The organism is Stenotrophomonas sp. PS02297 (assembly GCF_029959705.1).
In the GTDB taxonomy this organism is placed as follows: Bacteria; Pseudomonadota; Gammaproteobacteria; order Xanthomonadales; family Xanthomonadaceae; genus Stenotrophomonas; species Stenotrophomonas nitritireducens.
On the sequence record NZ_JASCOS010000031.1, the window covers coordinates 1 to 18,731 of the forward strand.

14 protein-coding genes and 1 pseudogene are annotated in these 18,731 nt (G+C 68.2%); 2 read left to right on the top strand and 13 right to left on the bottom strand.

From position 1 onward, the window contains the following. The 4 genes and pseudogenes from QMX80_RS08580 to ilvC form a co-directional block, all read right to left on the bottom strand. Positions 1-145 (bottom strand): annotated as a pseudogene (locus QMX80_RS08580) (threonine/serine dehydratase); the annotation flags it as partial. A gap of 99 nt (positions 146-244) precedes the next feature. Continuing rightward, entirely contained in the window at positions 245-502 is a 258-nt protein-coding gene (locus tag QMX80_RS08585; RefSeq protein WP_282276494.1) for an ACT domain-containing protein, read from the bottom strand. Next, entirely contained in the window at positions 486-2,213 is a 1,728-nt protein-coding gene (gene ilvG, locus QMX80_RS08590; RefSeq protein ID WP_055771845.1) for an acetolactate synthase 2 catalytic subunit, read from the bottom strand. The genes QMX80_RS08585 and ilvG overlap by 17 nt, the downstream gene beginning before the upstream one ends. A 45-nt stretch (positions 2,214-2,258) precedes the next feature. Then, entirely contained in the window at positions 2,259-3,233 is a 975-nt protein-coding gene (gene ilvC, locus QMX80_RS08595; protein ID WP_055771842.1) for a ketol-acid reductoisomerase, read from the bottom strand. A gap of 98 nt (positions 3,234-3,331) precedes the next feature. On the opposite strand from ilvC, the gene QMX80_RS08600 reads away from it, so the two are divergent. Then, the gene (locus tag QMX80_RS08600) at positions 3,332-3,718 is read left to right on the top strand and encodes a hypothetical protein (RefSeq protein WP_152984072.1); all 387 of its coding nucleotides are present in this window, start codon (positions 3,332-3,334) and stop codon (positions 3,716-3,718) included. A 394-nt stretch (positions 3,719-4,112) separates the two neighbouring features. Continuing rightward, positions 4,113-4,904, top strand: coding sequence for a BTAD domain-containing putative transcriptional regulator (locus QMX80_RS08605; RefSeq protein ID WP_282276497.1), 792 nt, complete (start codon positions 4,113-4,115; stop codon positions 4,902-4,904). A 281-nt stretch (positions 4,905-5,185) separates the two neighbouring features. Here QMX80_RS08605 and QMX80_RS08610 read toward each other — a convergent pair whose 3' ends face one another. The 9 genes from QMX80_RS08610 to mshL are packed head-to-tail and all read right to left on the bottom strand — an operon-like array spanning position 5,186 to position 18,731. Further along, entirely contained in the window at positions 5,186-6,529 is a 1,344-nt protein-coding gene (locus QMX80_RS08610; protein WP_282276498.1) for a type II secretion system protein, read from the bottom strand. Beyond that, a complete protein-coding gene (locus tag QMX80_RS08615; RefSeq protein WP_282276499.1) occupies positions 6,526-7,626 on the bottom strand; it encodes a prepilin-type N-terminal cleavage/methylation domain-containing protein in 1,101 nt (366 codons plus the stop codon). The genes QMX80_RS08610 and QMX80_RS08615 overlap by 4 nt, the downstream gene beginning before the upstream one ends. Further along, complete coding sequence (locus tag QMX80_RS08620) at positions 7,623-10,895, bottom strand: hypothetical protein (protein ID WP_282276500.1); 3,273 nt, start codon at positions 10,893-10,895, stop codon at positions 7,623-7,625. Before QMX80_RS08620 ends, QMX80_RS08615 begins: the two co-directional genes overlap by 4 nt. A 40-nt stretch (positions 10,896-10,935) precedes the next feature. Further along, positions 10,936-11,646: a prepilin-type N-terminal cleavage/methylation domain-containing protein gene (locus QMX80_RS08625; RefSeq protein ID WP_055771827.1), complete on the bottom strand. Its 711-nt coding sequence runs from the start codon at positions 11,644-11,646 to the stop codon at positions 10,936-10,938. A gap of 10 nt (positions 11,647-11,656) precedes the next feature. Next, positions 11,657-12,913 (bottom strand): type II secretion system F family protein, encoded by a 1,257-nt coding sequence (locus QMX80_RS08630; RefSeq protein ID WP_282276502.1) that lies wholly within the window; start codon positions 12,911-12,913, stop codon positions 11,657-11,659. Next, positions 12,910-14,616: a GspE/PulE family protein gene (locus QMX80_RS08635; protein ID WP_200911400.1), complete on the bottom strand. Its 1,707-nt coding sequence runs from the start codon at positions 14,614-14,616 to the stop codon at positions 12,910-12,912. The genes QMX80_RS08630 and QMX80_RS08635 overlap by 4 nt, the downstream gene beginning before the upstream one ends. Continuing rightward, on the bottom strand, positions 14,603-16,048 hold the full coding sequence (locus QMX80_RS08640; RefSeq protein ID WP_273082325.1) for an ExeA family protein: 1,446 nt from the start codon (positions 16,046-16,048) through the stop codon (positions 14,603-14,605). The genes QMX80_RS08635 and QMX80_RS08640 overlap by 14 nt, the downstream gene beginning before the upstream one ends. Further along, entirely contained in the window at positions 16,045-16,980 is a 936-nt protein-coding gene (locus QMX80_RS08645) for a tetratricopeptide repeat protein (RefSeq protein ID WP_282276506.1), read from the bottom strand. The genes QMX80_RS08640 and QMX80_RS08645 overlap by 4 nt, the downstream gene beginning before the upstream one ends. Next, positions 16,977-18,731 (bottom strand): pilus (MSHA type) biogenesis protein MshL, encoded by a 1,755-nt coding sequence (gene mshL, locus QMX80_RS08650; RefSeq protein ID WP_282276508.1) that lies wholly within the window; start codon positions 18,729-18,731, stop codon positions 16,977-16,979. Before mshL ends, QMX80_RS08645 begins: the two co-directional genes overlap by 4 nt.

Consider the following 18,731-nt stretch of genomic DNA (forward strand, 5'->3'; position numbering starts at 1 on the left):
TGGTGCCGAAACGCTCGGCGTAATGCAGCGGGGGGGGCGGCAGGAAGCGGCGCAGGCGCGCCTGCGCGGCCAATACGTCGGCGACGCTGACGTTCATGTCGCCAGCGGCGGGTGCAACGGCGACGGGACGGCCACGGTCAGGCATGTACGTGGCCATGGCCCGGCGTGCGCGGCGGGCGTCGAAGAAGACGCCTCCGCGGCCGGTGGTGACGGGGGGATACCGGTACGTCGCCTACATCGGGGTTCATGCCGCTACCCCGGCGTGGTCCAGCGCCACGATCCGTACCGACTCGCAGTCATAGACCTTCTCCAGCTGCCGGCACAGGGTTTCCGGCGGGCGTTCGCCGCTCACTTCCATCTGCACGTGCCAGCGGCCGGCGCCGCTGGCCTCGCGGCTGCCGGCGATGTTGCGCGGGGAAAAGCCCCGGCGTTCGACCATGCCCAGCACGCGCAGCAGCGCGCCTTCGGCGGGCGTCAGCACCAGGTCAAGCCGGTATTGCATTGGAACTCTCCTGAGTGGCCTTGGCGTGGGCGGGGTTGCCTTCCAGCATGGTGCTGTTGGCGTTGTTCGGCGGCACCAGCGGCCACACGTTGGCGCGCGCGTCGATGGCCACGTGCAGCAGCGCCGGACCGGGGGTGTCGAGCAGCGCGGCCAGCGCGTCCTCGACGTCGGCGCGCTGGGTGATGCGCGTGGCCGGGATGCCGAACACCTGCGCCAGCGCGGCGAAGTCGGGGTTGTCGGACAGGTCGATCTCGCTGTAGCGCTCGGCGAAGAACAGTTCCTGCCACTGGCGGACCATGCCCAGCGAGGAGTTGTCCAGCAGCACGATCTTCACCGGCAGGCGGCAGCGGGCGATGGTGACCAGCTCCTGCACGTTCATCATGAAGCTGCCGTCGCCGGAGACCAGCACCACGGTGCGGTCCGGGCAGGCGAACTGCGCGCCCATCGCCGCCGGCAGGCCGAAGCCCATGGTGCCCAGCGCGCCGGAGGTCAGGTGGTTGCGCGGGTGGTTGAAGCGGCAGTGCTGGGCCACCCACATCTGGTGCTGGCCGACGTCGCAGGCGATGACGGCATCGGCCGGGGCCACTTCGCTCAGGCGCTTGAGCAGCGCCGGCGCGTAGATGTCCTGGCCGGGCGCGTCGTAGCGCGCGGCGAACTTCTCGCGGTTGGCGGCGCAGCGCGCACGCCAGCCGTTGCAGTTGCCGCGGATGCCGGACAGCGCGCGCAGGCCGGCCTTGAGGTCGCCGGGCACGCCGATGTCGGCATCGCGCAGCTTGCTGATCTCGTAGGCGTCGGCATCCAGGTGGATGACGCGCGCGAACGGCGCGAACTCGGTCAGCTTGCCGGTGGCGCGGTCGTCGAAACGGGCGCCGACCACGATCAGCAGGTCCGACTCCTGCACCGCCATGTTGGCGGCGCGGGTGCCGTGCATGCCCAGCATGCCCAGGTACTGCGGGTGGTTGGCCGGCAGCGCGCCCAGCCCGCGCAGGGTCAGCACGGTGGGAATGCCGGAAGCCTCGACGAACTGGCGGAAATCCTCCACCGCCTCGGCCAGGGCGATGCCGCCGCCGCCGTAGATGACGGGCTTTTCGGCCGCGGCGATCATCTCCACCGCCGCGGCCAGGCGCTGCGCGTCCGGCGCCGGCACCGGATCGACCGATGCCGGCACGTGATCGGGCAGGTGCGTTGCATCGGCCAGCTGCACGTCCTTGGGCAGGTCGATCAGCACCGGCCCCGGGCGGCCCTCGCGGGCGACGCGGAACGCCTCGGCCACCACCTGCGGCAGGTCCTCGACGCTGCGCACCAGCCAGCTGTGCTTGACGATGGGCATCGTCATGCCGAACACGTCCAGTTCCTGGAACGCGTCGGTGCCCAGCAGCGGCGTGCCGACCTGGCCGGTCAGGCACACCATCGGCACCGAGTCGAGCATCGCGTCGGCGATGCCGGTGACCAGGTTGGACGCACCCGGGCCGGAGGTGGCCACGCATACGCCGACTTTGCCGCTGGCGCGGGCGTAGCCGTTGGCGGCCAGCGCCGCGCCCTGCTCATGGCGCACCAGGATGTGCTTGAGGGTGGAATCCACCAATGCGTCGTAGAACGGCATGATGGTGCCGCCCGGATAGCCGAACAGCGTCTGCACGCCTTCGGCCTCCAGGGCCTGCGTCAGCCAGCGTGCGCCATTGCGTGGCGCGCCGTGGACGGGAGTGTTCATGCAGCGACCTTGACCTTTGCTCTGTGCGGGTGGGGGACCGCGCGGTTACGCGTTCTGGGACTGCAGCCAGACCATCTTGGCGCGCAGCTCCTTGCCGACCTTCTCGATGGGGTGCTCCAGGTCGGCCTGCTTGAACCGGTTGTAGTTCGGCAGGCCCGCTTCGTATTCGGCCACCCAGTTCTTGGTGAAGGTGCCGTTCTGGATGTCGGTCAGCACGTCCTTCATGCGCGCCTTGGTGCCGGCGTCGATCACGCGCGGGCCGCTGACGTAGTCGCCGTACTGCGCGGTCTCGGAGACGAACTCAAGCATGCGGGTGATGCCGCCTTCGTAGAACAGGTCCACGATCAGCTTCAGTTCGTGCAGCACTTCGTAGTAGGCGATCTCCGGCTGGTAGCCGGCTTCCACCAGGGTCTCGAAGCCGGCCTGCACCAGCGCCGAGGCGCCACCGCACAGCACGGCCTGCTCGCCGAACAGGTCGGTCTCGGTCTCTTCCTTGAAGGTGGTCTTGATGATGTTGGCGCGGGCGCCGCCCAGGCCGGCCGCGTAGGCCAGCGCGAACTGCTCGGCCTTGCCGCTCCTGTCCTGGTAGACGGCGTAGATGCACGGCACGCCGCGGCCGATCTCGTATTCGCGGCGCACCAGCGCGCCCGGGCCCTTGGGCGCGACCAGCACCACGTCCAGGTCCTCGCGCGGGGCGATCATGCCGTAGTGCACGTTCAGGCCGTGGGCGAACAGCAGGCATGCGCCCTGCTTCATGTTCGGCGCCAGCACGTCCTCGTAGAGCTTCTTCTGCACCATGTCCGGGGTCAGCACGGCGACCAGGTCGGCGTCCTTGACCGCGTCGGCCGGGGTCTTGACCGCGAAGCCGTCGGCCTGGGCCTTGGCTTCGGTCGGGCCGCCCGGACGCAGGCCGACAGTCACGTCGAAGCCGGATTCACGCAGGTTCAGGGCATGGGCGCGGCCCTGGCTGCCGTAACCGATGACGGCGATCTTGATCTGGGGCAGTTCGTTGGAGCTCATGGGACTTGGTTCCTTGCAGTGATAGATGGAGCGCAAAAGAAAACGGCCGTCGCGTCAGGAGTCAGGACGCGGCGGCCGCCGGGGGAGGAGGGAGCGCCATGCACGCCGCAGCGGTGCGCATGGCATCGCGGGCGGTGTGTTTGTGCGTGGCGGTATCGGTGATGAACATGGTTTCAGTTGAAATGGATGCTGGAAACGAAAAACCCCGCACCGGGGCCGGTGCGGGGTTTTTGATCGAATCTGGCTTTTTTCTGCTACGCGCCAGCTCGTCCCGCACCTGTGGGTTCGGTAATAAGCACGAGTACGAGCAGCGACGCCGCGGCGGAGGCCGGGGTGCGGGTCGGGTTGGCGGTGGTGTGGCGTTGCAGCATGGGGTCGAGATAACCACGGCGCTTTCGGCGTTGTCAAGCGTGGCGACGGATCGCGGCCGCGCGCCTGGCCGTGATCTCCGGAAACGGTTGTCGCTGCGGCATGGTTGCCGTTGAAAGTGGTTTGGTGGCGATCCGGAGGGAGGCGGATGCCAGGCTGCATGCGCGGATCATGGGCGGCTTCCGGGCTGTGGCCGCCGCGTTTTCCATCGCGGTGGCGGCTGCGCTGGCCAGCCGTTGGGCATCCGCCCCCCGCTGTGCGGCCGCGGAGATCGGACCGTCCGTTCGCCGCAAGGTGGGTGAAAGGATTTGAAAGCGAGTGATGGGAACCTGGCGCTTTTCACGGTTTGGTTAGTGAGGCCCGCGAAAACGGCGGGCCGTCAATCCGAACGTTGGGGAACCGCATGAATCGTTTTCTCGCCTGCCGTATGGGGACTGGAAGCCCGTGCATACCATCGACTTTCGCCATGGGGGCGACGCCATGAGCGCGTGGCCGGGCAGTGCCCATCCCATGATCCGCTTGCTGGGCGAGTGCCGCATCGGCAGCGCCGGGCAACCGGGCCGGCTCGTCTACCGCAAAAGCTGGGCACTGCTGGCCTATCTGGCGATCGAGCGCACGCGCGTCCATCGCCGCAGCCGGATCGCGGCGATGCTGTGGCCCGACCTGGCGCATGGCGCCGCACTGACCAATCTCCGCCAGGTACTGACCGACCTGAACCGCGCGGTCGTGGCGGCGGTGGGCGAGGGCGTGCTCCTGATCGACCGTGAAACCGTGCGCCTGTGTCCGGACGCGTCGCAGGGGCTGTTCGACATCGACCTGCTGGAGCCGGCCCTGCCGGCCGGCGTGCGGCCGCGGGAATGGCTGGAAGAAGCCGGCGAACTGCTGGAAGGCGCAGTGCCGGAGCGCTGCGACGAATTCAGCGAATGGCTGCCGGGGGCCCGGATCTGGGCCCAGCAGCGCCTGCTCAGGGCGCTGGAGCGCGCGCGCGATGATGCGGCGGCCGCCGGCAACCTGGATGCCGCGGTGAACTTCGCCCGCCGGCAGGTGACGCTGGACCCGTGGGACGAGGCGCAGCAGCGGAGCCTGATGCGCCTGTATGCGCACCGCGGCGAGCCGGACATGGCCCTGGATTGCTACAGGCTCCTGGAGCGCGGCCTGGAGCGGGAACTTGCGGTGCAGCCACAGGCGGCGACGCGGACCCTGGCGATGGAAATCGCGCAGCGACGCGCGCATCCGGTGCCGCAGCGGGGGTATGGCCGCGCGCGTCCCGTGCATGCGGCGGACAAGGCGCTGCGGGCGTGATGCGTCAACTGCCAAGCGACGACTGGCGGGTCTGACGGCAAGCGGATATCGCGCGCCGCGCCAGCTCCCGGAAAACCAAAACAAGCCGCCATCGATGTCCGGTGGCGGCTTCCTGCGTTGGCCGTACATCCTCGTTCCAGTGCGTGCGACTTTCCTGTCCCGGCCATGCGCGGCGGTGCCGGGAGCCATGCCCGTGCGTCTCCGGGTATGAGGCGGAGACACGCGACAGCAGGCCGCCCGCGACGCTCCGGATCGCACCAGGTGGCATGCGCGCTTACCCCTCAAGGTCCGGTGTACTGGAGATTCCTGGCCGCGGTTCGCACGGTGGCATCGGGGAAGCCACCGAGCATGTCCGCACGGCGGGCGTTGCTGACGATCTCGTTTTCCACGCGCTGCGCCTCGGCAGGGAAACGAGCGGCGAACTCGTCCCGGTAGCGCCTGGAGCTTTCGGCGTAGATGCCGGCTTCGACCAGCGCGGCGCCGGCGGCAATCGTGCTGCCGACGGCGGTGCCGATGCTGCCGCCGGCGACGGCCACGCGCCAGTTCCAGCCGCCATAGGTCTCGAACATCTCGGCGATGGTGTCCAGGGTCTCGGAGGTGGTGTTGATGAGGTCGGCGGTGGCGTCGATGAGCGCCACCGAGGCGTTCATGGCTTCGGCCACCCCCAGTTCGACCATGATGTCCAGTTGTATTTTGTGGTTTGCCATGGCCGGTGTGGTCAGGCGGGCGGCCATGGCTACGTTGGCGTGGGCGTAGAGTGCCGGCGCGTAGTGCTCGCCGCAGCGCAGGCGGCTCCACAACTGGTCGATGCCCACGGCGAGCACCTTGTCCTGGTAGTCGTCCACGCCACCGCTGGGACGGCGCGGAGACTGGAAGGCCGGCGAGGTGGCGTCGTGTGTAGGCGAGAGCGGGTTGACGATGGCCAGGGCGTAGGCGACGTTGCCGGCAATCTGGCCGGGATCCAGTTCGCGGCGGGTATGCACGTGCTGGGCGCTGGCCGGCAGCATCGCCGCGTTGCGGATCGCATCGCAGAAATCCATGCTGTTCACGCTGTTGCGGCCGCTGTGCGGGAGATTGTCGCAATCGACCGTGGCGAGATCGCAGTTGTTCCAGGGCTCGATCTTGCTGAAGGGAGTGAGCTGCGGAGCGTTGAGGGTCACCTGCAGCGGAACGGCTTGGTCCTCGATATGGGCCAGATCGGCCTGCAGCGGGGTATCGACGTTGGCCACGCGCTGGGTCGCGGTGCTCCAGCCGGCCAGCGGCGCGCTGTCGCCGGTGCGGCGCAGCACGCCGTAGCGGATATTGCCTGCACGATTATCGGGCAGGCTCAGGGTGCGCCAGGGCAGGGTGCCGACTTCACCCTGGGCGCAGTCTTCGTGGCCGTCGCTGAGGGGGCTGGCCGGACACGGTAGGCGCGCGTTGATGGCGGCGTAGCCCATCATCGCGTCGTCGGCGCGCTGCAGCAGGTCGCGCTGGGCCACCTGGCTGCGCTCATGCGCGGTGTCGCTCAGCCAGCGCGTCAGCAGGACGCCGATGATGCCGAGGATGACCAGGGCGACGGTCAGTTCGATCAACGAGAAGCCGTGCTGCCGCGTGCCGGTGATGACGGAGGAAGGAGGCGTCATGGGTTCAGTCCTGCGCGATCCAGGGTGAGGGTGGTGTCGCGGGCGTCCTGGTAGAGCGTGTCGACCTTGTTCATGAAGTTCCTGACCTGGTCGCGCCGGGTCTTGGCGTCGTCCACGGCATCCTTGGCTTCATTCAGGGTCTTGATGGCGCCTGCCAGGCTTTTGGCTGCCTTGGCGATGGATACCACCGACTTGGCCAGTTGTTTGGCGCCTGCGGAGATGGTCAGTCCGTCCGGTGGCCAGCCCGAGGCCAGCAGGGTGATGGCGATGGCCTCGTTGGTGATGGCCTCGGCCATGGCATAGACCGCCAGCGCGAGGCCGACACTGGCTTGGTCGCGGGTGGTTTCGGCGATGTGGATGTCGAATTCACGGAATTCGAAGTTGAACTTCGTCATCGCCAGCGAACTCCACGCCGATTGCGCGGCCTGCGCGCCGCCCTGGGTGCGGGCCAGGCGGTCGGTGCAGGACAGGCGGCTGGCCAGTTCGCCCGGGCCGGCGGCGACCGTGGCCAGATCGCTGGCGGTGGAGGTTCCGGGCATGCTCTGCGCCGCCGGCTTCCATTGCGCGTCGGCTTCGGCGCGGCCATGCCCGGCCATGCCGGAATGGCCCAGGTAATAGGCCAGAGGCATGCCCAGTCCGGCCAGTGGAACGCTGCTGCGCTGTTCCAGCAACAACTGCATGCAGAAGTCCAGGCCGTTGCTGTTGGCGGCGATGGCCAGCGGGTCGGCCTCGGGAAGCAGCGGATCGAATAAATTGCCGGGCGACGGGACCAGGCGCGGCTGGACCTGGTAATGGATGCGCATGCGCGAGGGCAGCCCCAGGTCGGCCACCGGCAACCAGCCGTCGGCGGCGCCGGTGCCGCGGCCGTTGCCATCGGCGTCGGCCGAGGGCAGGTGGCCATTGCTGCGCATGTAGCCCAGCAACGCCTGTTCGGCCTGCGCCAGTTCCTGCTGCTGGCGCTCGGCGTCGAGCACCTTGCTGCCGAGCGGCAACAGGGTGAACAGCAGCACGGTCAGCAATGCCGCGATGGCCAAGGCCACGGCCAGCTCCACCAGCGTGAAGCCGGTGGTGGGCGTGCGCGGAGCCGGACGCCTCATGGCTGCACCAGCGGCTGCGGGCCCGCCGAACCGCGCGAATCGGCCCATTCCAGCGCAGGTTCCGCGCCGAACGCCATGGGGATCTCATCGCCGCCATTGGCATTGCCGCTGCGCATGTCCTCGTATTCCTGTTTCAGCTTTTCGTACTGGTCGCTGAGATCCTTGTAGTGCTTCTCGGCATTGCTGGCGCCCAGCTTGGCGCGCTTCCAGTCCTCGAAAGCGCGGCTGTAGGGATAGCGCTGGCAATATAGCCCCATCGGATAGATATCTTTTCCCCACCAGTCTGCGGTATTGCCCCACCAGCTTCCGGTTGGCCACACCCAAAACATGTCATTGACCTTGCGTCCGCCCCCGAAGTATTTGCACAGTTCCGGGGGCATCAATTCATACAATTGCAACTCTTTTCCCAGCACTTTCACTTTGTTGGTGATCATCAATGGGGGTTGAGTGTTTGGTGATGCGTCGAAAGGTTCCCGGGCATACCACGGCAGGCTGCGGGTTCCGTTGGCCTTCCTGGTGCAGGTCTTGGGTATCGTCACGATGACTGGATGCCAGTAACGGCCCGTTGTCTCGGTGGCTTCCACCCAGTAGCCATGATCTTCCGGATACGAACAGTCGTATTGCTCATCGTAGCTATAGGTTTCGATGACAGGGGTACGTGCCCAATCGTATTGGATGGTGCCGTCCGCTTTTTCGGTGGTCTGGATGGCCCACTCGAACCAGTTGTAGCTGGGACCGGTGGGGTAGGTCAGCCAAGGCGCTTCCTTGCGGCTGATCCGCTCGTTGTAGGCGTTGCGGGCGCTGTCCATGTCCTGCTGCAGCCTGCCCTGTTCGTCTTTCAGCGCATTGATCCGGCTCTGCATGTTGGGCCTGCAGACGGCATCCGGCTCTTTATCCTGTGGATAGGGCGGTGGTTGCAGGGTTTCGACCCAGCCATAGTCCTTTTCGGCATCGCTGCCGCTGCGGTCGGTGCAGTCGGCATCACGGTAGCGGCCGGTGCCGGGGCTGAGGGCAGTGCAGACGCGCTTGGGTTCCGGTTTCTGGCAGGTGTCTATGTAGAGCACCGTGAGCTTGGCGTTTTCGCACTTCTGCTGGGTCATGGCGGTGGTGGGGCGTGCGCCGCAATGCTGGTTATCGTCGCGCTGCGCCTCCATCTTGGACAGGATGCCGCCCCTGTCGAACCAACTTTTGAAGTTGTCCTCGCGTAGTTTTATTTCCTTGTCCAGTTCTTCCTTGCGCATGCGCAGACTGGACCAGCCCTGGGCGAAGGTGCGCAGGGCGATGGCGTCGACGACGGCCTGATCCTGGTTATAGACGTATTCGGTGATCTCCACGCGGTCGCGGTCGCCCTTGCCGCGGGTGACGGTGACGGTCTTGTTGGAATCGTTCGGATCCGGTTCGGTGATGGTCTCGGTGCCGACGTACGCGCAGTCGCTGCCATTGAGCACGTATTCGCCCTTGTTCGCTCCGACGTACGGGCATTCCACGCGGACCTGGGCCTTGCCGTAGCGGCAGTTCTTCCAGTTGCCGCCGCAAATCTGCGTGCGTGTCATTTCCACGTCGATGCGCTCGACGATGCGGCCGTTCTCGGTCAGGTCGCCGTTATTGGCCACGCCCACGCCCCAGGGAGCCAGGCGCCACTCTTCGAGTGCGTCCACCTGCTTCAGCAATACCTTCCAGTTTTTCTCGGCTTCCAGGGTCTCGTCCTCCAGCCCCTTGCGTGGAGCGCCGGCTTCGTATTCCGGCTCATAGAGCGGGTTGCCGCTGCTGTCGTGCATCGGGTTGCCGTCGGCGTCGAGCTTTGGAATCAGGTTGCCGCTGTCGTCGTGACGGTAAACGATGCGGTATTTGTCCTTTGGGTCGTCGCCGTCCTTCCAGTCCGGGTTGAGCTCGGTCTTGACCACGCCCTCGTCGCTGGTGCAGTTGCGGGCCCACAGCGTGCACTCGAGCTGTCGTCGAGCCTCATCGGGATTGCTGACTGGCGGGATTTCGGACTTCTTCGCCAGATCGCGCGCCTTGATCGTGGCCGCCAGCGCCGCCGTGACTAGCGGCAGCGAAGCCGCCTTCTGCGCCAAGGTCACGCCCTTGGCGCCCAGGCCGACGATGGAGGTCACCACCGCTGCGGTCTTGAGCGGCACTTCGGCGCAGGTCGCGCCCAGCGAGGCGATGCAGGTGACGATGGAGCGGACCAGCGACACCGAGGAGGTGATCAGCGTGGTGATGTTGTCTGACAGGCTGACGGCGGTAGTCACCAGCTTGAAGATCACCGATATCTGCGCCGCGACCGCACCCTGCAACGCCGATTCGGTCGCGTCCATGTTGCTGGCCTGCAGTTCGCCAAGCGCATCGTGCAGGGTGACCGCCGCGGCCAGCACGTCCATGCCCGCCAGCGAGACGTTGTATGGCGTGGCGGTGGCCGCCGCTGCGCCGGGCAGGCCCAGCGGAGCGGCATAGGCGCGTGCGACCGGCGCTGGCGCCGCGCCGCCGAGCAGGCGGCAGCCGAGCATCTGTCCGGCGCCATCGAAGGTACGCACACGCACGCGGTCGTCGTAGCCGCTGTCCCATTCCTGCCACGGCGCCGCCATCTGTGTGCTGCCGGTGTTGGCGTCGTCCAGGCGCGATTGGCCGGACTGCGGGCCGGCGGCGGCGATGCCATAGGCGACGTTCCACGGTACGCCGGCGGTGCCGGCCTTGGCCGGATCGTGCGGAAGGGCCTGCACCAGCTCCAGCGTGCGGCACAGGTCCAGCCCGTTGATGGCTTCGAACTGGCGCGTGTCGTCGGTGGGTTCGCCTTTTTTGTCCTTGATGACGATTTTCCGTGGCGAGCCGTCGGTCAGCGGCGGCTGGTAGGTGTTGCCCGGAGCGGTAAGGTCCAGATGCGCGGAGGCGTCGCCGCGGTAGACCATGTAGGCCACCGGGCCGATCCGCATGCCGCTGCCGGAGGCGCCAAGCAGGGTGCGCGCCGGCAGCCAGCCCTTGGCGTTGCCGGAGGCGCAGTTCTCCTCGCCGTTGGCGATGTCGGCGGGGCAGGGCAGACGCGCGTTGGCGGCGGCAAAGGCGGCGATGGCCTCGTCGGCCCAGCGCAGCGTCTGTTCCTGGGTGATGGCCTGCTGCGGCGCGCGCTTGGCTTGCAACAGCACGGCGCCGGCGGCCAGCGCGGCGCCGACGAGCAGAAGGACCAGCATGACCTGCAACAGGCCGAAGCCGGCCTGGACGGAACGCCGGTTGCGAGGGTGGAGTGCGGAATCCACGGGGAAGGACAGGTTCATGATGGTCGTCCTGGAGTGCCGGGAGTGCATGCGGAGGGCGTCACTGGTTCATGCGGACGTAGCCGGTCATCACCGCGACCTGGGCGTCGGGCGTGTAGCCGCCGTTGTAGTCCTGGCGGTTGTCGCGGCTCCAGGGATTGGCGGGGGGATTGGTGGTGCTGATGGGATCGACCTCGCTGTGCCGGTTGATCTCGCGCATGCGTCCGAAGCGCGCATCGACGCGGCCGTCGATCCGTGCATCGAGTTGGTTGGCCAGCTCGGGCGTGAGCCCCTTGAGGACCATGACGTTGCGCACGCGCGTGCGGTAGCCGCTGGCGACGTCCGGTTCGGCCCAGTTGCCGAGGTTGACGAAGCACACTTCCAGTTCCTGCGGGTTACCCTGGCTGTCGCGGTAGACATAGCGGGTCTCGGCGCCTTCCGCGCGACCCTGGGGCAGGCTCACGCCGCGTCGGAGCATGTCGTTGCGCAGTTCGTCGCGGCAGAGTTCGCGTCCCAGCTGGTTGTAGATCCGCCCGCTGGGATTGGCCGGGTCGTCGCCGGGCACCACGCCGCTCTGCTGCACGTAGCGGTCGTAGGCGACCATCCAGCCCTGCACGAACTCGCTGCCGATGCGTTCGGCCTCGGCGCTGCGGTAGACGTCGCGGCCGACGCTGACCGCGCCGATGATCAGCGCGATGATCACCAGCACCACCGACATCTCCATCAGGGTGAAGCCGGCTGCCGACGGCAGGGGACGGGTAGGACGATGCATTGCGGGATCCTCAGAACTGCGGGGAAGCGATGGCCTGCTTGACCAGGTCGTAGACGGGCAGCAGCAGGGCGACGATCAGGAACACGAACATGCCGCCGGCCAGCAGCACGACCACCGGCTTGATGACTTCGGACAGGTTGGTGATCAGCCGCTGCAGGCGCAGGCTGTACTCGGCCGACAGGCGCGCGAACTGCGAATCGAGCGTGCCGGTTTCCTCGCCCACGCCGATCATGCGCACCATCATCGAAGGGAAGCCGCCGACCTGGCGCATCGCCGCCGACACGCGGTCGCCGCGCTCGAGCACCTGGCGGATGGCGATGATGCGGTCGCGGTAGTACTCGTCGCGCATGGCCCGCTCCATCACCTGCAGGCTGCTGACCATGTCCACGCCGGCGCGGATCAGCAGCGCCATGTACTCGGTGAAGAAGGCCAGGCCCGAGGAGTACATGATGGTCCGGGCGATGGGCAGCTTGTGCAGTGTGTAATGCGCGGCACGGCGGAAGCCGCGGCTGTAGCGCCAGGCCACCCACAGCACGAAGGCCGACACCAGCATCGCGCCGATGATGAAGCCGATGTGCCCGATCAGCCATTCCGACCCCTTCATCACCGCGATGGTCAGCGGCGGCAGCTTGGCGTTCATCTGCTTGAACAGGTCGGCCAGGTTGGGGATGACGTAGTAGATCCAGAAGCCGCCGGCGGCGAAGATCGCCGCGAACACGAAGGCCGGATAGATCAGCGCCTGGCGCGTGTCGGCGGTCATCTTGGCGATGCGCTCGATGTGGTCGGCGGCCTCCATCAGCATCTTGTCCATGGAGCCGGTTTCGTCGCCGATCATCACCAGGTTGCGTACCGTTTCCGGGAAGGCATCCGGGTAGCGCGAGAATGCTTCGCTGAAGGTGGCGCCGGCATCGAGTTCGTCGAGCAGCCGCCGCGCCAGCTTGGCCGGGTTGGAGGGGCGTCCGCCCCCAACTTCATTGGCTACCGCGCGCAGGGCTTCCATGATCGGAATGCCGCTGGACGTCATCACGCCGAGGTCGCGCAGCATGCCGGCCAGTTCGACCGGTCGGATGCTGGGCTTCACCAGCTGGAAGACCGAGCGCTGCGCCTCGGCCAGCCAGCCTGGGAACCGGTACAGGGTCAGCACCACGGCATCGAAGTTCTTTTCCAGCCACATCCGTGCCGACGAGTCGTGCTCGACCGACAGCTGAGTGACGCCGCTGCGCACGCGGCCGCTGGAGAGCAGCAGGCGGTAGTAATAGACGTTCATGGCGCCGGCCCCACGCCGGCCACGCGCATCACTTCCTCGCTGGTGGTCTGGCCGGCGACGACGCGCGCCTTGGCTACGTCCTCGATGCCGCGGAAGCCGGCGTTCATGGCCAGGCTGCGCAGCGTCTCGCGGCTGACGTCGTCGGCGATGCCGTTGGCCAATGCCTCGTCCACGACCATGATGTCGTATACCGGCAGGCGCCCGCGGAAGCCGCTGCCACGGCAGCGTTCGCAGCCGGCACCACGCTTGCCGCAGCTGCCGGCGGGCAGGTCCAGCCATTCCAGTTCGCGCTCGCTGAACGGAACTTCATGGACGCAGAACGGGCAGTTCTGCCGCACCAGGCGCTGGTTGACCACGGCCAGCAGGTTGTCGGCGATGACCTGCGCTTCCAGACCCAGTGGGCGCAGGCGCGGCACCACGCCGAACACGGTGGTCACGTGCAGGGTCGAGAGCACGAGGTGGCCGGTGGCCGCCGCCTCCAGCGCGGCCTGCGCGGTCTCGGCGTCGCGCATTTCGCCGAGCAGGATCACGTCGGGGTCGTGGCGCAGGAAGTGGCGCAGGGCCGAGCCGAACTCGTAGCCGGCGCGGCGATTGACCTCGGTCTGGCCGGCGCCGGGCACGCGGTACTCGATGGGGTCTTCCACGGTGAGCACGTTGCGCTCGATCAGCGACTGCATGCGCAGTGCGGCGTGCAGCGAAGAGCTCTTGCCCGAACCGGTGGGGCCGGTGATCAGCACCAGCCCGGCGGGACGGGCGAACAGGCGCTCGAGCACGGCCACGTCCTCGGCGAAGAAGCCCAGCTCCTCCAGTCCGGCCAGGTCGCTGTGCTCGGGCAGCAGGCGCATGACCGTGCGCTCGCCGGCGTCGGTGATGATGGTGGATACGCGCACGGTCACCGCCGAATCCAGCACCGTGGCGCGGAAGCTGCCGTCCTGCGGGCGGCGCTGCTCGGAGATGTCCATTTCCGCGGCCAGCTTGATGTAGCCGAGCAGGCGGTTGAGCGTGGTGGGCATGGCGAACATCGGCCGCAGCACGCCATCGACGCGGAACAGCACGTGCAGGCTGTCGTCCGAGGGCGACAGGTGGATGTCGGTGGTGCGTTCGCGCACGGCATAGTGCAGCAGGTAGTCGAGCAGCTTCTCGGGGCTGTAGGCATGGTCGTTGTCGCCGGACAGCCGCTTGATCTCGCGCTCGAGCAGGCTCTCCACCGGATTCTGCGCGAAGTAATAGGTGTGGCGGATCAGCCGCGCGACCTTGCCGTATTCGCCCTGCAGGAAGCGGCAGCGCAGGCCGCAGCGCTGCAGCACCAGCTGCGCCACCGCCTGGGTGTCGGCGTCGCCGAGCAGCACCTCCAACGCGTCGCCGTCGCGCCGCAGCGGCAGGAACTGGCGCAGCTGGCACAGTTCGCGGTTGAACATCGCCAGCACTTGCGGCTCGGCATGCGGCAGGGTGTCCACCTGCACGTACTCGATGCCGTTCATCTCGGCCAGCACGCGCACGATGTCCGACTCGTTGGCCAGGCCATGGCGGATCAGGACGCGGCCCAGGCGCTGCTTCTCGACTTCGTTCTTCTGCAGGGCGTACTGCAGCTGGGTGGCGTCGATCAGGCCGCGTTCGAGCAGGCGTTCGCCAAGGCGCGTGCCGTCCTTCTGCAGGGCGGACTGGGGCGCGGAGCGGGCGGGAATGGGATCAACCGTTGCCATGGTGTTGCGTTTCCGGGGAGGGGGGCGAGGCGGCGGCGCGTGCCGCCAGCAGGGTGTCGAACAGGAGCAGCGTGGCGGGGTCCGGCGCGCCGCTGGGCGGCAGGCCGTTGTGTTGCTGGAACCGCCCGATCGCCGCACGCATGCGCGGGCCATAGCGGCCGTCCAGCGCGCCGTCGTACAGGCCGGCGTCGCGCAGCAGCGCCTGCACGGCAAGCACCTCGGCCTGCCCATCGGCGGCGGCGAGGAAATTCTCGACGCGAAGCCGTGCCTGCCAGCCTGCCTGCCAGCCCTCGGGCAGGCGGCGCAGGCACAGGCCTTCGCGCGAGGGCAGCCGTGCCAGCCATGTTTCGCTGACGGCCTGCACCTGTGGCGCCGTGGTGCCAAGGCCCTGCAGGCAGGCATCCCAGCGTTGTCCAGGCGTCTGGCCGGCCGCTGCGGCAGGGGCGGCCGGCACCGGGAGGGCGTGGTCGTCGGCGTAGGAGGCGTCGCTGCGCACGGCCAGCGCCGCCACCAGCGCGAAGAGGACGAGGCCGCCGGCGATGGAGGCGGCAAGCGCCAGCGGTGCCTTCTTCCACAGGATCCGGCGGCGCCGGCGCAGCGGCCGCGCGCCCGCTTCGGCGGCGGCGGTGTGCACCAGTGCGGCGTCGATCACGCGCTGGTCGGCGGGCTGCGCATACAGGCCGTACAGGCAACGGTCCATGATCTGGTGGATGCGGCGCGGGTTGCCGCCGCTGGCGCGGTGCAGTGCCTGTGCAGCGTCGGCGCGCAGGCGGATGCCGGGGCTGGGGTTGCCGGCCGCCTCGAGGCGGTAGTGCACGTAGCGCTGCACTTCATCGGCGGCCAGCACGTCGAGCTGTACGTGCTTGCAGATGCGGCTGGTCAACTGGCGGATGCCGGGCTGCTCCAGGTTGTCGCGCAGTTCCGGCTGGCCGGCCAGGACGATCTGCAGCAGTTTTTCCTGGCCGGTTTCCAGGTTGGTGAGCAGGCGCAGCAGCTCCAGGCTTTCGAGCGTGAGGTTCTGCGCGTCGTCGATCATCAGCACGCAGGTGACCTGCGCGCGCCATTGCTGGACCAGGAAGCGGTTGAGGGTATCGATGTCGGCCGCCGGCGTGCCGCGCGCCTCCAGGCCGAAGTCGCGCAGCACCGCGGCCAGCAGGTCCGGTCCCTGCAGGAAGGTGTTGAACACCATCGAGGTGACCACGCCTTCGCCGTCGAGGGAGAACAGCAGCCGGCGCAGGAAGGTGCTCTTGCCGGTGCCGATCTCGCCGGTCAGCAGCACGAAGCCGGCGCGGGTGCGCAGGCAGTGCGCGGCTTCGACCCGCTCGGCCTCCAGTCGCGCGGTCTGGAACCAAGCCGCGGCATCGGGCGTGGGCGGGAACGGCGCGCGCTCCAGTCCCAGCGTCTGCAGGTGGCGGGCCAGGGCCGGGTTCATGGCGACGGGCCATCCAGTTCGGCGAGGGCGCGGGTGATCTGCTGCGAGCGCGGATAGCGGCCGGACAGCCGGGTCAGGCGCTGGCGTGCGTCGTCCAGGTCGCCGCGGCGTGCGTCCAGCAGCGCGATGTTCACGCCAGCGTTGATGTCGTCGGGCACGCGCTCGACGATCCGCCGGTAGAGCCTTTCGGCGTTGGCGGCGTCGTTGTCCGCGTGTGACACCCACGCCTGCATGCGCAGCAGGGTGAGGCTTTCGCCGGGCAGCTGCGCATCCAGTTGCGCCAGCGCACGGCGTGCCGCGGGCAGATCCCCGGTCGACATGGCTGATTCGATGTCCGCCACGGTACGCGCCACCTGGCCGTCGTCGGCATCGGGCCGGGCAGTGGTGCCGGCGCCGGTACGGCGCTCGACCTTGATGCTGATCGGCGATGGTGCGGAAGGTGAAGCTGTAGGGGCGGCGGCAATCGTGTTCGCGGCGCCGGCTGCGGCGACAGGTGGTGCAGGTGGTGCAGGAACAGCCGGTCCGGCGCTGCGCGCGTCCACCGCCGGGACAGGCTGCGGAGCGGATGCGACAACCGGCTCCAGCGGCGGCACGGCGCCGGTCGCCAACGGCGCGCCCGCCTCGACGCCCACCGATTCCGCCACCGCCAGGCCTGCCGGCGGCGCGGCCTGGGTTTTTTCCACGGCCATGGGCACGGCCACGGGCGCCTGCGGTTCGCTCGTTGCCACCGGCGGTTGTGGAAGGGGACCGCGATGCTTCAACGCGGAAGTGGCGGCGTAGGTCAGCGGTACCGCCAGTACCAGCAAGCCCGCGAGCAGCAGGGTTGTACGCGTGCGCTCGGTCTGCCCGGCCCACCACGACGCGCGTGTCCGTGCCCGGTCCGTCGTGGCCGGGCCGGTCTGTTCCTTCAGCGCGTCGTAGATCAGGCTCATATCACCTTGACCCGCAATACCAGCACCAGCTCGCGGGTGTTCTGCTGCTTGCCGCGGGAGCCGAACAGCTTGCCGAAGGCCGGCACATCGGACAGGCCGGGGATGCCGCTGTCGTTGAGGCTGGCCTTCTGGTCGATCAGGCCGCCGAGCAGCACGGTGTCGCCGTCGCGCAGGTTGAGCGTGGTGGTGATGCCCTTGACGTTGATCACCGGCAGCGTGACCGCGTTGCCGTTGGGGAACTCGCGCAGCGTCAGGCTGCCCGGTTCCACCTCGGTCTGCATCGGGTGCACCAGCAGTTCGACGCCGCCGTCTTCGCGCACGATGGGGGCCACGCCGATGACCACGCCGGAGAACAGCGAGTCGGTCTGGATGTCGGTGGACTGGTTGTAGGCGCTGCCGCCGCCGGTGTTGGAGAAATTGCTGGTGGACTTGGTGACGTAGCGGATGTTGGAGCCGACGCTCAGGTAGGCCGGGCTGCCGTTGCGCACGCGCACGCTGGGATTGGACAGCACCTTGACGTTGCCGAAAGTGCGCAGCGCGTTGAGCGCGGCCGAGAAGGTGTCCGTCAGGTAGCTGACGCCCAGCCCGCGGCCGATTGCCGAGCCCAGGGTCTGGTTCGGGAAGACGATGTTGCGCGCCTGGTCGCCATAGCGGCCGTAGCGCTGATAGGGCAGCAGATTGGGGTTGTCGGGGATGCCCAGGTCCGGGTTGCCGGTGGTGCCCGGTGCCGGCGTGATGGTGGCCGGGCTGTCGCCGTAGATGCCGGCCACGCGGTTGCGCAGCAGGTTCCAGTCCACGCCGTACTGGAAGTCGTCGTTGAGCGAGACGTCCAGGATCTGCGCTTCCACCAGTACCTGGCGGCGCATTTTCCCGGTGGTGACCGCGATCAGCTCATCGACCGCGCGGATCTGCGAGGGACGGGCGCGCACGAACAGCGTGCCGGTGCCGGGGTCGAGGCTGTAGCGGCCGGCTTCCGGCGGGGGCGGATCATCCGGGCCGCGCGCGGCGGCCGCGCCCTGCTCGCCGCCCAGGATCACCTTGAGCGCGGCATTGAGCTGCTTGTACGGGTCGTTGTCCTTGCCGACGCTGCCAGTCATGGTCAGGGTGCCGCGCAGCGACTGGCCGCCGCCACCCGCGCTCTGCATGCCGGCGCCGAACACGTCGCCGCCGGTGGACAGGTCGAAGGAGGTGTTGGAGTTGAGCATGTCCACGTTGAAGATGCGCTCGCGCATCTGCCCGACCACCAGCGCGCCGCCGCGGATCTCGCCGTGCAGGTCGAAGGCGTCGAGGATGTGGTTGTAGACCTCGCGCGCGCTGACGTTGCGCAGGTGCAGGCTGGTGCGCTGGCGCTGCTCCAGGACGTGCGGGTCGACGATCAGGTTCATCTTCAGCTCGTCGGCCAGCGCCCACAGCAACTGGCCGACGTCGGCGTTGAACATGCTGATGCTGACCACCGTGTTTTCCAGCGGGTCGTAGGCAGGCGCGACCGGTGCGGCGGGTTCGGCAAGCTGCTGCAGGCGTTGTTCGACCTGTTCGCGCATGCGGTCCTGCTGGCTGGCGAGCTTCTTCGATTCCTCGACGATGGCCGTGCCGCTGCGTTCCAGAGCCTTGTATTCGGTCGGCGGCAGTTCCTGGACGCTGCGCGGCGGCATGTTGCTGCATGCGGTCAGCGCCAACGCGCCGATCGCGCTGACGAGCGTTCTGACCGTGGGACGGCGTGGGACGCGGGCGGTGCGGGCGTTGGGATTCAT

Excerpts from the sequence above, each read along its gene's own strand:
- QMX80_RS08635 (WP_200911400.1), bottom strand. The coding sequence starts at position 14,616 with ATGGCAACGGTTGATCCCATTCCCGCCCGCTCCGCGCCCCAGTCCGCC.
- QMX80_RS08640 (WP_273082325.1), bottom strand. The coding sequence starts at position 16,048 with ATGAACCCGGCCCTGGCCCGCCACCTGCAGACGCTGGGACTGGAGCGC.
- QMX80_RS08625 (WP_055771827.1), bottom strand. The coding sequence starts at position 11,646 with ATGCATCGTCCTACCCGTCCCCTGCCGTCGGCAGCCGGCTTCACCCTG.
- QMX80_RS08645 (WP_282276506.1), bottom strand. The coding sequence starts at position 16,980 with ATGAGCCTGATCTACGACGCGCTGAAGGAACAGACCGGCCCGGCCACG.
- QMX80_RS08585 (WP_282276494.1), bottom strand. The coding sequence starts at position 502 with ATGCAATACCGGCTTGACCTGGTGCTGACGCCCGCCGAAGGCGCGCTG.
- QMX80_RS08605 (WP_282276497.1), top strand. The coding sequence starts at position 4,113 with ATGATCCGCTTGCTGGGCGAGTGCCGCATCGGCAGCGCCGGGCAACCG.
- mshL (WP_282276508.1), bottom strand. The coding sequence starts at position 18,731 with ATGAATCCCAACGCCCGCACCGCCCGCGTCCCACGCCGTCCCACGGTC.
- QMX80_RS08610 (WP_282276498.1), bottom strand. The coding sequence starts at position 6,529 with ATGACGCCTCCTTCCTCCGTCATCACCGGCACGCGGCAGCACGGCTTC.
- QMX80_RS08620 (WP_282276500.1), bottom strand. The coding sequence starts at position 10,895 with ATGAACCTGTCCTTCCCCGTGGATTCCGCACTCCACCCTCGCAACCGG.
- ilvC (WP_055771842.1), bottom strand. The coding sequence starts at position 3,233 with ATGAGCTCCAACGAACTGCCCCAGATCAAGATCGCCGTCATCGGTTAC.
- QMX80_RS08630 (WP_282276502.1), bottom strand. The coding sequence starts at position 12,913 with ATGAACGTCTATTACTACCGCCTGCTGCTCTCCAGCGGCCGCGTGCGC.
- QMX80_RS08615 (WP_282276499.1), bottom strand. The coding sequence starts at position 7,626 with ATGAGGCGTCCGGCTCCGCGCACGCCCACCACCGGCTTCACGCTGGTG.
- QMX80_RS08600 (WP_152984072.1), top strand. The coding sequence starts at position 3,332 with ATGCACGCCGCAGCGGTGCGCATGGCATCGCGGGCGGTGTGTTTGTGC.
- ilvG (WP_055771845.1), bottom strand. The coding sequence starts at position 2,213 with ATGAACACTCCCGTCCACGGCGCGCCACGCAATGGCGCACGCTGGCTG.